Annotated in this window: 10 protein-coding genes and 1 pseudogene; 4 read left to right on the top strand and 7 right to left on the bottom strand. The window is 67.8% G+C overall.

The genetic code is table 11. From position 1 onward, the window contains the following. Both GBZ26_RS20245 and GBZ26_RS20240 read left to right on the top strand, forming a co-directional pair. On the top strand, nucleotides 1-1335 hold a 1335-nt coding region (locus GBZ26_RS20245), incomplete at its 5' end, for an NAD-dependent succinate-semialdehyde dehydrogenase (RefSeq protein ID WP_174440386.1). 185 nt (nucleotides 1336-1520) lie between these two features. Next, a complete protein-coding gene (locus tag GBZ26_RS20240; RefSeq protein WP_211104859.1) occupies nucleotides 1521-1928 on the top strand; it encodes a flagellar basal body-associated FliL family protein in 408 nt (135 codons plus the stop codon). Between the two features lie 140 nt (nucleotides 1929-2068). On the opposite strand, the gene GBZ26_RS20235 is transcribed toward GBZ26_RS20240, so the two are convergent. After that, nucleotides 2069-3454: a class II 3-deoxy-7-phosphoheptulonate synthase gene (locus GBZ26_RS20235; RefSeq protein ID WP_174440384.1), complete on the bottom strand. Its 1386-nt coding sequence runs from the start codon at nucleotides 3452-3454 to the stop codon at nucleotides 2069-2071. Between the two features lie 215 nt (nucleotides 3455-3669). On the opposite strand from GBZ26_RS20235, the gene GBZ26_RS20230 reads away from it, so the two are divergent. Continuing rightward, the gene (locus GBZ26_RS20230) at nucleotides 3670-5013 is read left to right on the top strand and encodes an AmpG family muropeptide MFS transporter (protein WP_174440383.1); all 1344 of its coding nucleotides are present in this window, start codon (nucleotides 3670-3672) and stop codon (nucleotides 5011-5013) included. 73 nt (nucleotides 5014-5086) lie between these two features. Here GBZ26_RS20230 and GBZ26_RS20225 read toward each other — a convergent pair whose 3' ends face one another. From GBZ26_RS20225 to GBZ26_RS20215, 3 genes are all read right to left on the bottom strand, one after another. Then, nucleotides 5087-5983 (bottom strand): manganese catalase family protein, encoded by an 897-nt coding sequence (locus GBZ26_RS20225; protein WP_014240662.1) that lies wholly within the window; start codon nucleotides 5981-5983, stop codon nucleotides 5087-5089. 169 nt (nucleotides 5984-6152) lie between these two features. Further along, nucleotides 6153-7505, bottom strand: coding sequence for a glutathione-disulfide reductase (gor, locus tag GBZ26_RS20220; RefSeq protein ID WP_174440382.1), 1353 nt, complete (start codon nucleotides 7503-7505; stop codon nucleotides 6153-6155). Nucleotides 7506-7634: 129 nt separating this feature from the next. Continuing rightward, a complete protein-coding gene (locus tag GBZ26_RS20215; protein WP_174440381.1) occupies nucleotides 7635-8147 on the bottom strand; it encodes a flagellar basal body-associated FliL family protein in 513 nt (170 codons plus the stop codon). 364 nt (nucleotides 8148-8511) lie between these two features. On the opposite strand from GBZ26_RS20215, the gene GBZ26_RS20210 reads away from it, so the two are divergent. Continuing rightward, on the top strand, nucleotides 8512-9675 hold the full coding sequence (locus GBZ26_RS20210; RefSeq protein ID WP_094302254.1) for a nicotinate phosphoribosyltransferase: 1164 nt from the start codon (nucleotides 8512-8514) through the stop codon (nucleotides 9673-9675). Nucleotides 9676-9749: 74 nt separating this feature from the next. Here the strand turns inward: GBZ26_RS20210 and GBZ26_RS20205 are convergent, their stop codons facing one another. From GBZ26_RS20205 to GBZ26_RS20195, 3 genes and pseudogenes are all read right to left on the bottom strand, one after another. Further along, nucleotides 9750-10082, bottom strand: coding sequence for a (2Fe-2S) ferredoxin domain-containing protein (locus tag GBZ26_RS20205; RefSeq protein ID WP_174440380.1), 333 nt, complete (start codon nucleotides 10080-10082; stop codon nucleotides 9750-9752). Nucleotides 10083-10181: 99 nt separating this feature from the next. Continuing rightward, nucleotides 10182-11480, bottom strand: coding sequence for an ergothioneine biosynthesis protein EgtB (gene egtB / locus GBZ26_RS20200; RefSeq protein WP_174440379.1), 1299 nt, complete (start codon nucleotides 11478-11480; stop codon nucleotides 10182-10184). A gap of 175 nt (nucleotides 11481-11655) precedes the next feature. Further along, a pseudogene (locus GBZ26_RS20195) lies at nucleotides 11656-11891 on the bottom strand (hypothetical protein); the annotation flags it as partial.

Genomic DNA, 11891 nt, shown 5'->3' with positions numbered 1-11891 from the left:
CCGATGATGGGCGCGGACGAGACGCGCCGGGCCATCGACGCCGCCGAACGCGCCTGGCCGGCCTGGCGCGCCCTGACCGCGAAGGAGCGCGCGAAGACCCTGCGGACATGGTTCGACCTGATGATGGCGAACCAGGAGGATATCGCCCGCATCATGACGGCCGAGCAGGGCAAGCCGCTGGCCGAGGCGCGCGGCGAGGTGGCCTACGCCGCGTCCTTCATCGAATGGTTCGCCGAGGAGGGCAAGCGCGTCTACGGCGACACCATCCCGCAGCATCTGCCGGGCCGCCGCATCGTCGTAACGAAGGAGCCGATCGGCGTCACCGCCGCCATCACGCCGTGGAACTTTCCGGCGGCGATGATCACCCGCAAGGCCGGTCCGGCGCTGGCCGCCGGCTGCCCGATGGTCATCAAGCCGGCGACCGCCACCCCGCTGACCGCGTTGGCCATGGCGGTGCTGGCGGAGCGGGCGGGCATTCCGGCGGGCATTCTCAGCGTCGTCACCGGCTCCGCCCGCGCCATCGGCGGCGAGATGACCGGCAACCCGACGGTGCGCAAGCTGACCTTCACCGGCTCCACCGAGATCGGTAAGGAGCTGATGGCCCAATGCGCCGGCACGGTGAAGAAGATATCGCTGGAGCTGGGCGGCAACGCGCCCTTCCTGGTCTTCAACGACGCCGACCTCGACGAGGCGGTGAAGGGCGCCATCGCGTCCAAGTACCGCAACACCGGCCAGACCTGCGTCTGCGCGAACCGCCTTCTGGTGCAGTCCGGAGTCTACGACGCCTTCGCGGCCAAGCTGGCCGAGGCGGTGAAGGCGCTGAAGGTCGGCCCCGGCCTGACCACGGAAGGGGCGCAGCAGGGGCCGCTGATCGACATGGCCGCCGTGGAGAAGGTCGAGGACCACATCCGCGACGCCACGGAGAAGGGCGCCCGCGTGGTGCTGGGCGGCAAGCGGCATGAACTGGGCGGCAGCTTCTTCGAGCCGACCATCCTCGCCGACGTGACTCCGGCGATGAAGGTGGCCCGTGAGGAAACCTTCGGCCCGGTCGCCCCGCTGTTCCGCTTCGAGACGGAGGAGGAGGCCGTGCGCATGGCCAACGCCACCGAGTTCGGTCTGGCCGCCTACTTCTACAGCCGCGACATCGGGCGTGTCTGGCGGGTGGCGGAGGCGCTGGAATACGGCATCGTCGGCATCAACGAGGGCATCATCTCCACCGAGGTCGCCCCCTTCGGCGGCATGAAGGAAAGCGGCATCGGCCGCGAGGGTTCCAAGTACGGCATCGAGGATTACTTGGAAATCAAGTATTTGTGCATGGGCGGCATCGGCGGCTGAAGGACGGGCGCTGATTTCAAGTAAAAAAGCGGGGCTGGCCGCGCGACGTGCTTTGACCGGCCCCGTTTTTTTATCTAGGATAAATCATCGTTAAATTTGCCCATGCCCCACCAGGGGAATGACGGGGGAAAGGCGGCCCGGTGCGGTTCCTGCTGCGGCGCTCCGATGGGGAATCGGTGTCGTTGATGCCCGTCTTCGTCGCGGTGGCGCTGGTGCTGTTCGCCGCGCTGGGCACCTGGACCGTGGTGTCCGGCACATCCGGCACACGAAGCGCCGGCGGCGATCGCAAGGCGCAGAAGACCTACGCGTCCTTGCCGACGATGACCTTCACGCTGGGCGGCAGCGACGCGCGCCAAGTGGACATCCGCGTGCTGCTGGAGATCGAGCCCACCGGCGACCCGAACCCGGCCACGCCCTTCGTCCCCCGCATCGCCGACCAGATGGCCGACCGTCTGCGCCAGATCGAACCGGGCCAACTGAGCGGGGCCGAGGGTGCCAACCTGATCAAGAGCACCGTGGCGAGCGTGATGAAGCGCGAGGCGCAGGCCGTCCGGGTGCGCGAGGTGCTGCTGGAGCGGATGGTGGTGCGGTAGGCGCTCGCACCGCTTGCCCCCTCCCTAACCCTCCCCCGCTTCGCAGGGGAGGGGACGGACGCCGCTTCGCAGAAGGCACCCTCCCCTGCGATAGCGGGGGAGGGCCGGGGTGGGGGCAGCAGTGCCCCCAGGAAAGCGCCTTACTCCGCCGCTGCCCGGCGGTCGGCGTCGCGCTTAAGACGGGCGCGCTTCAGCTCCTCGGCCAGCAGGAAGGCCAGTTCCAGAGCTTGGCTGGCGTTCAGGCGCGGGTCGCAGGCGGTGTGGTAACGCAGCGCCAGCTTGTGATCGGTGATCGCCTGGGCGCCGCCCGTGCACTCCGTCACGTCCTGGCCGGTCAGTTCGAAATGGACGCCGCCGGCGTGGGTGCCCTCGGCCTCGTGCACCGCGAAGAAGTCGCGCGCCTCCGACAGCACCTTCTCCACCGGCCGGGTCTTGTAGCCGCTGGAGGACTTGACGGTGTTGCCGTGCATCGGGTCGCTCGACCAGACGACGACGCGGCCCTCGCGCTGCACCTTGCGCAGCAGGGGCGGGAACTTCTCCGCCACCTTGTCGGCGCCCATGCGGACGATCAGGGTCAGGCGGCCCGGCTCGTTGGTCGGGTTCAGCAGGTCGATCAGGCGGATCAGCTCATCCGGATCGGTCGTCGGGCCACACTTCAGGCCGATCGGATTCTTCACGCCGCGCAGGAACTCGACATGCGCGCCGTCCGGCTGGCGGGTGCGGTCGCCGATCCACAGCATGTGGGCCGACACGTCGTACCAGTCGCCGGTGGTGCTGTCGACGCGGGTCATCGCCTGCTCGAACGGCAGCAGGAGCGCCTCGTGGCTGGTGAAGAACTCGGTCTCGCGGATCTGCGGGGTGGTCTGGGCGGTGATGCCGCAGGCCGCCATGAAGCCCAGCGTCTCGTCCAGCCGGTTGGCGATCTCGCGGAACTGCTCACCGGCGGGGGAGCGCTCGACGAAGCCCAGGGTCCACTGATGGACCTTGTGCAAGTCGGCGTAGCCGCCCTGGGAGAAGGCGCGCAGCAGGTTCAGCGTGGCGGCGGCCTGGGTGTAGGCCTGCATCATGCGCTCCGGGTCGGGAACGCGGGCGTCCGGCGTGAAGTCGAAGCCGTTGATGATGTCGCCGCGGTAGGACGGAAGCTCGATCCCCTCCAGCACCTCGGTGTCGGCGGAGCGCGGCTTGGCGAACTGCCCGGCCATGCGGCCCACCTTGACCACCGGGATGGCGGCGCCGAAGGTCAGCACGACGGCCATCTGCAGCAGGACGCGGAAGGTATCGCGGATGTTGTTCGGATGGAACTCCGCGAAGCTCTCCGCGCAGTCGCCGCCCTGCAGCAGGAAGGCGTTGCCGGCGGCGGCGGCGGCGAGGCTGTCCTTCAGCCGGCGCGCCTCGCCCGCAAAGACCAACGGGGGATAGGAGGACAGGCGCTGCTCGACCGCTTCGACCTTGGACGGGTCCGGATAGGTCGGAAGCTGCCTCGCCGGCTTCGACCTCCAGCTGTCGGGGGACCAACGCTCAACCATGACGCCCGCTCTTTCCTTGTGCTAAGGGTTCCACCTGGGGCCGGATGACGGCCGGAGGGGTAATCTGTATAGCGGTAGTCGGGAAATTTTTCCATAGTTTCGACCGCAACTTCCGCAATGGATGATGCGGCGCCGCGCCCGAAAAAGCGCGCTGGCCGGGGCATCCGAACACGGCCTATACAGACGAACACGCAGGTGTGCGGAAGGGTTAACGGGTGAAACCATCCTCCTGGGGTCAGGCGGCCTCCGTCTATCTTGACCGGCGCGTTCTCGCCATTCTGTTCCTCGGCTTTTCCGAAGGGCTGCCGCTGGCGCTGACCGGGTCCACCCTGTCGATCTGGCTGCGCGAGGGTGGCGTCAGCAAGACGGCCATCGGCCTGTTCGCGCTGGTCACCATGCCCTACGCGCTGAAGTTCGTCTGGGCGCCGCTGATCGACCGGCTGCGCCTGCCCGTGATGACGCGTCTGTTCGGGCGGCGGCGCGGCTGGGCGCTGGTGGCGCAGGCCGGGCTGATGGCGGCCCTGATCGGGCTGGGCAGCACCAATCCGGTCACCGATCTATGGTGGACCGCCATGCTGGCCGTGGTCGTCGCCTTCTTCTCCGCCAGCCAGGACATCGTGGTCGACGCCTACCGCGTGGAGGTGCTGGAGGAGCACCAGCAGGCCGCCGGTGCGGCCATCCTCGTGCTGGGCTATCGCTTCGGCATGCTGGCAGCGGGGGCGGGAGCCCTGTACCTCGCGGAGTTCTTCGGCTGGCACGTTGCCTATTACGTCATGGCCGGGCTGGTCGCGGTGGGCATGGTGACGATCCTGCTGAACCGCGAGCCGAAGGTCGCGGACACCGCGGAGTCCAAGGCGCGGGAGCGGCATGTGGCCGATTGGCTGGCCGCCCGCCCGCATCTGACGGGCTGGAAGGCGGACCTGCTGGCCTGGATCTACGGCGCGGTCGTGGCGCCCTTCGTGGAGTTCATGACGCGCCCGGCCTGGGCGGCGATCCTGCTGTTCATCGCCTGCTACAAGCTGGGCGACGTCCTGGCGGGGGTGATGTCGGCGCCCTTCTACGTCGATCTCGGCTTCGAGAAGACGGAGATCGCCAACGTCACCAAGCTGTTCGGCCTGTGGGCGACGATCGTCGGCGGGCTGATCGGCGGCGTGCTGGTTGGGCGCGTCGGCGTGCTGCGCGGGCTGCTGGTCGGCGGGCTGATGCAGATGCTGTCCAACCTCGGTTACGTCATGCTGGCGCAGGTCGGGCACGACGTGTCGGCGCTGGCGGTGACGGTGGCGCTGGAGAATGTCTGCGGCGGCATCGCGACGGCGGCCTTCGTCGCCTACCTGTCGAGCCTGTGCAACACCGCTTATACGGCCACGCAATACGCGCTGCTCAGCAGCTTCTACAAGCTGGGCGGGGACCTGTTCGGCGCCTCGTCCGGCTGGCTGGCCGAGCGGATGGACTGGAGCAGCTTCTTCCTGCTGTCCACCGGCGGGGCGGTGCCCGGGCTGCTGGTGCTGCTGTGGCTGATGAGCCGGCCAAGGCGGGACGAGGCGGTGGTGAAGGTTTAGGGGGGAACTGCCTTTGCAGCAATTGCCCCCTCCCTGACCCTCCCCCGCTTCGCAGGGGAGGGGAATATGGGCCTTACTTGACCGGGGTCATCTTGCCGGAGCCGGGGCCGGCGCCGAGGTCGGCGCCCGTCACCGGGTTCACGTCGGTGCGCGACATGGTGCGCTTGGCGGCCTCGTTGACGGCCTTCATCTCTTCCGCCGCCAGCCGGACCGAGGGGTTGCCGTCACCGCCGCTGACCGGGCCCTGGTCGGGTGTGACGTTCACGAACTCCCACTGCTCGCCCTGGTTCCACGGGCCGCGCATGTCGCCGTCGCCCTGGCTCATGTTGTAGTACTTGTCGGTGTATTCGGGGTTGCCCGGCAGCTTGCCCGGCGGGAAGTTGTTCTCGATCGAATAGAGCGCCTTCTCGAACATCTTCTGGTGGGCGACCTCGCGGGTCATCAGGAAGGTCAGCGCGTCCTTCACGCCCGGGTCCGGGGTGATGTTGATGAGGCGCTCATAGATGATCTTGGCCCGCGATTCCGCGGCGATGTTGGAGCGCAGGTCGGCGGTCGGCTCGCCGATGCTGTCGATGTAGCCGCCGGTCCACAGCTGCCCCGCGGAGTTGGTCAGGGCCGGGCCGCCGCCGTAGAGCAGGGCCAGCGTGTGGCTGCCGTTGCCCTTGGCGATGTCGGCATAGAGGTCGGTGACCTCTTCCGCGCCCTCGGCCAGCTTGCCCTTCACGCCCTTGGTCAGCATGGCGACGATGCTGCCGATGATCTCCAGATGGCTCAGTTCCTCGGTCGCGATGTCGATCAGCATGTCCTTGCGGCCCGGGTCCTCGTCGGACAGGCCCTGCGTGAAGTAGCGCAAGGCCGCCGCCAACTCGCCCTGGGGTCCGCCGAACTGCTCCAGCATCAGGCTGGCCAGCTTCGGGTCCGGTTCGGCGACGCGGACGGTGTACATCAGGTTCTTGTTGTGCATGAACATGCGTAGGAGCCCTCCGGGAGCCTTGATGAAGGATCGGAGGCGGTGGCGTCCGCGGCGGCACTGAACCGCCGCCGTGATCGCCGCCGCCATCGTCGTGTGCCCTCAACACAGGCTTCTTAGAAGCGTTCCAGGAAATCAGGCTCCTGACCTTTGGTTTTAGGTCCGATCGTCAGGACACCTTCTCGCGCATCAGGACGAACTCTTCCGCGGTAGAGGGGTGGAGGGCGATGGTGCGGTCGAAATCCCTCTTCGTGGCGCCGCAGTTCAGGGCGATGCCCAGCCCCTGGACGATCTCCGGCGCGTCCATGCCCATCATGTGGCAGCCGAGCACGCGCTGGCTCTCGCCGTCCACCACCAGCTTCATCAGGACGCGTTCGTCGCGGCCCGACATGGTGTGCTTCATCGGGCGGAAGCCCGCCTTGTAGATGTCCACCGTCGCGAATTTCGCCCGCGCCTCCGCCTCGGTCAGGCCGACGGTGCCGAGCGGCGGGATGGAGAAGACGGCGGTCGGGATGTTGGCGTAGCTGATGCTGGTCGGGTTGTCGTTGAACAGCGTCTCCACGAAGGCGCGCCCCTCGGCGATGGCGACGGGGGTCAGGGCCATGCGGTCGGTCACGTCGCCAACGGCGAAGATGTTGTCGACGCTGGTGCGTGAATATTCGTCCACCCGGATCGCCCCGGCGTCATCCAATGCGACGCCGGCGGCTTCCAGCCCGAGGTCGCGCGTGTTCGGACGGCGTCCGGTCGCCGCCATGACGAGGCCGGCCGAATGTTCCCGCCCCAACTGGTCGGTGACGGTGAAGCCGCCGGGGCCTTCCTCGACCTTCACCGGCTGGGTGCGGGTGAGGATGGTGATGCCGCGCTTGCGCATCTCCTGGGCCAGTGCGACGCGGATGTCGTCGTCGAAGCCGTTCAGAAGCTCCTCGCCACGGATCATGATCGTGACCTCGGCGCCCAAACCCCGGAAGATCCCGGCGAACTCGACGGCGATGTAGCCGCCGCCCAGGATGATGACGGAATGGGGCAGGGTGCCGAGCTGCAACGCCTCGTTGGAGGTGACGGCGTGCTCGATCCCCGGAATCTTGGGCAGCGCCGGCCAGCCGCCGGTGGCGACCAGGATGTTCTTCGCGGTGTAACGTTTGTTCGCGACCTCCACCGTGTGGCGGTCGATCAGCCGTCCGAAGCCGGTGTGCAGGGTGACGCCGGAGTTCTCCAGCATCTTGATGTAGATGCCGTTCAGCCGGTCGATCTCGGCGTCCTTGCGCCCGATCAGCGTGGCCCAGTCGAAGGCCGGGGTGGTGGTGGACCAGCCATAGGAGCAGGAGTCCTCGAAGGCGTCGCGGAACTGGGCGGCGTAGACCAGCAGCTTCTTCGGCACGCAGCCGCGGATGACGCAGGTGCCGCCGACCCGGCTGCCTTCGCAGATGGCGACCTTCGCCCCCATGGAGGCGGCCCGCCGGCTGGCCGCGACGCCGCCGGAGCCGGCACCGATGGTGAACAGGTCGAAATCGAACTCGGCCACGGCCGTCTCCTTGCAATCCCAAGAGCCTTAGCGGCTCACGATCCGAACGGGACAGGAGTGTTCCCCATTCCGGCACGCCTGTCGAGCGTTGGCCGAGGCGGCGGATCGGGGTGGCAGGCTGGCCTTCCGTCAGCGCATGACGAGTTCCTGGACCAGCACCTGCCGGATCTTCATCGCGCCGAGTTCCTTGGTCGCCGTGCGCATCACCGCATCCTTGACGTAGAAGGCGCCGTTGCGCCCGCGCAACTCGCCCGGGTCGGTTTCCAGCATCACGTTGGTCATGGCGCTGGCGATGCGCGGCCCATAGCTCTCCACCGTCTTGGCGGGGGCGGTCGGCTCCATGTCGAGCACCACGCGGACCCGGAGCTCGCGCAGCCGGTCGCCGTCGCTCAGCGTGAAGATCATCGCCGGCAGGCGTGCGTAGTTGGCGGCGGTGCGCAGCGTGTCACCCACCACGCGCCCGGCCTGCGCCGTGCCGGGCTTCAGCAGGAAGGCCCCGCCGGTGCCCGCGGCGGCCAGCCCGGCCATGGTGCAGAGAAGCCCGACCACCACCCGGCGGCTGAGGCGATCCAGCGTCGAGGGGCCTGCCGTCGCGGGGGCCGCCGCAATGTTCGGCGCGTTGTGGCGGATTGTCCGGCTCATGCCGACCTCGTCGCATTCCCCGGCACCGAAAGGGGGGTGGTGCCTGTTCTTGGGTGTATGGTGGATGGGTAAGAGGAATTCGTCAAATGCAGGTATTTTATACTTTTTGGCGACAGCGAATTACAGTCAGGAACTGCGCATCTCTTCTCATCTTCTTTGCATTTGAAATGCGCCGGATTTCGTAGTGTATTTTCGGTAAATCACCATTGCTTGCGGCGGTGGGCCGGAGCGGATGAAGCCTCTTCCACCGGAGGGCCGGGGCGTATAATGCTGGTTTCTCAATCGGATTGCCGTTCCCGGCGCGGGGGTGGCCTCCGGACCGGACCATCGTGAAGGGCAAGAGCGGGAAGACAAGGACATCGCCATGGACGAGACCAGGAACCAGCCGCCGGCCAGTCACGCGCCCGCCAGCCATCCGCCCGCGTCGGCCATCACCGAATGGACCGACACCTATTTCAAGCGGACCAAGGAGGCCGTCGGGAAATTCGGTGACAAGAAGGTCACCTACGCCATCTTCATGCGCCGCCCGGTGGTCTGCGCGCCGCGACTCGCCATCGAATGGCTCGAGGCGGTGGCGCGGGAGCGCGGGTTCGACCTCGACATCGTCCTGAACTATCCGGAGGGAAAGTGGGTCGGTGCGGGCGAGCCGATCCTCTACATCACCGGCTCCTTCTACCATCTGGTCGACACCGAGACGATCATCCTGCAGAAGCTCGGCCCCGCCTGCGTCGGCGCCTACAACGCCTTCACCATGTGCGCCGACCTGCCGAAGACCGCCTTCCTCGCCATGGAGGCGCGCCACTGCGCCGGCACGGAGATGGAGGAGATGATGGCCTACGCCGCCTCGGTCGGATCGGACCGGGCGAAGCGCAAGGTCGGCGCCAAGGGCTTCATCGGCAACGCCACCGACGCCACCGCCCATTTCTTCGGCCAGAAGAAGGGCATGGGCACGATGCCGCACGCGCTGATCGGCTACGCCGGTTCGACCGTGCGGGCGGCGGAGATGTTCCACGAGACCTTCCCCGAGCTGCCGCTGACCGTCCTGGTCGATTACTTCGGGCGCGAGGTGACCGACGCGCTGGAGGTCTGCCGCCGCTTCCCCGGCCTCGCCGCGCAGGGCAAGCTGGCGGTGCGGCTCGACACGCCGGGCGGGCGCTTCCTGGAGGGGCTGGACCCGCCGGGCTCCTACGCGGTGCTGGAGCGGCACGCCCCCCACTCCATCCGCGGCTACCGCGACGAGACGCAGCTCCGCTACCTGATCGGCACCGGCGTGTCGGCTGCGGCGATCCATTTCATGCGTGAAAAGCTGGACGAGGCCGGATTCCCGGCGGTGAAGATCGTCGCAAGCTCCGGCTTCGGCCCGGCGAAGTGCCGCCTGATGGCGGAGGCCAACGCCCCCGTCGACATCATCGGCACCGGCAGCTATCTGCCGGAGCGCTGGACCGAGACCTACGCCACCGCCGACATCATCGAATATGACGGCGAGAAGCGCGTGAAGGTCGGCCGCGAGTTCCTGTTCCGCAAGTAGCATCGTCGTTCCGCACAAGGAAAGCCCCTCCGCCGGCCGTGCCGCGGAGGGGTTTTCGCATTCAGCTTTTGTGTTCAGCGGGTCAGCACCATCACCAGCCGTTCGACCGGCGTGTTGCTGACGAGGTGCGAGTCGACGATCTCGTCGATGTCGGCGGGGGTTTCCGGGCGGTACCACAGGCCCTCCGGATAGACCACCATCAGCGGCCCGGCGGAGCAGAAGCCGAGACAGCCGGTCCAGGCCATGCCGATGTCCAGCAGCCCCTTGGCCTGGATGCGCTGGCCGAGCTGTTCCCACAGCGGGTGGGCGTTCTTCGCCGCACAGCTTCCGCGCGGATGGCCGGGCGGACGCTGCTGGGCGCAACAGAAGACGTGGTGGCGGTACACCGGAGGCAGATCGAGGGACATCAAAGGCTCCATAGGCCATAATTTAATTATGGTTATAGAGCCTGCTGCGGTGCAGCGCCACCATTTAAAACGATTCCAATGTCTCAGGCGTCCTCTGTGTCAGACATCCTCGGCCATTCGCAGGCCGGTGAAGGACAGGCGGGACTCCGGCCGCAGGTAATGCCGGGTTGTCGGGTTGGCGTGGTCGAAGGGGGTGACGCAGCTTCCGCCCCGCAACACCATGCGGTTGATCATGAAGCGGCCATGGACGGCCTCATCCACCCCGTCCGGCAGGCGGTAGCCGGGGTAGGGGGCGAAGGGGCTGCGCGTCCATTCCCACACGTCGCCGAACAATTGCCAGGGGCCCTCGCCGTGGCAGGTGCTGGGGCGCGGGTGGCGATTGCCGGTGCCCAGCAGATTGCCCATGCTGTCGCAGCGGGACGCCAGGGCCTCCCACTCGGCCTCCTCGGGCAGGCGCTTGCCGGCCCAGCGGGCAAAGGCGTCGGCCTCGAACCAGCTGACATGGCAGACCGGTTCGGCGGGATCCAGCGCGCGCATGCCGTAGAGGGTGAAGATCTGCCACGCGCCGTCGCGCCATTCCCAATAAAGCGGGGCCTGCCATCCCTCGGTCTGCACCGCCTCCCAGCCGTCGGCGAGCCAGAGCGAGCGCTTCCCATAACCGCCATCCTCGATGAAGTCGCGGAAGGCGCCGCAGGACACCGGCAGGGCGGCAAGGCGGAAGGGCTCCAGATGGACGCGGTGGCGCGGCCCTTCATGGTCGAAGCCGGCTCCGGCCTCCGTCCGCCCGATCTCGACGATGCCGCCTTCATGCTCAATCCAGCGTTCCGGCTGCGGCGGGGCCGGCACGCTCTGCGGCGGCTGGTCGTAGGCGGGGCGCAGCGGGTTGCTCCAGAAGGCGTGCTTGATATGGGTCAGCAGCCGTTCCTGGTGGCGCCGCTCGTGCGTGATGCCGACGATCACGCGTTCGGCGATCTCCGGCAGGTCCGCCTCGTCGGCCTGGTTCAGCAGGTGCAGCACCGCGGCGTTCACATGGTCGCGGTAGCGCATCACCTCCGCCGCGTTGGGCCGGGAGAGCAGGCGCAGGGTGGGAGAGGGAAGCTGGTGGCTGCCGAAGCGGTCGTCGCGCGCGGCGAACAGTGTCAGAAAGGCCGGATCGAAAGGGCGGTAACCGGGGTTGCAGGGCACCAGGACGGTGGTTTCGAACAGCCACGTCGTGTGGGCGAGGTGCCATTTGGCCGGGGCGCCGTCGGCCACCGACTGGACCATCAGGTCCTCGGGCGACAAGGGGGCGGCGAGTTCGGCGGTGCGGGCGCGGATCTTCTGGAAACGGGTGGAGAGCGCTTGGCGAAGGGCGTCGCCGGACGGCTGGGCGTGCGTGGCGAGATGGGTGTCGGGCACGGGGGAACCTCCCTGCGGGAGCGGGTTTTCCGCGGCGGGAACGGCGCGGGAACGCGCCCGGACTCCGCCGGAGAAACAACAAGCCCATTGTGCCGCATGGTCCAACCATCCTGGGTGGCGCATCGGAGGGAGGCTTTCTCCGAATTCGCGCATCACACCCGCGGTGGGACCGTGGTCAGGCGTCCACCACCAGATGCGGGCGGAAGGCGCCTTCGAGCGTCAGAAGAAGGCGCAGATACACGGCAACGCGCCGCGATGTCGTCGTCCGCTGTTCCAGGCAATCGCGGAGCTGGTTGGCGAGCGCCACATTCTCCGCCGTCTGTCCCGGTGGAAGCGCCGGATGCGTCGGCGCCGCCATGCCGACGATGTGGTCATGATCGACCGATTGGGCCGCGACGGCCTTTTCGAGGA

This window comes from Azospirillum formosense (assembly GCF_013340925.1).
GTDB lineage: Bacteria > Pseudomonadota > Alphaproteobacteria > Azospirillales > Azospirillaceae > Azospirillum > Azospirillum formosense.
Note: the sequence above shows the minus strand (reverse complement) of the source record. Positions and strands in the feature narration are given on the sequence as shown.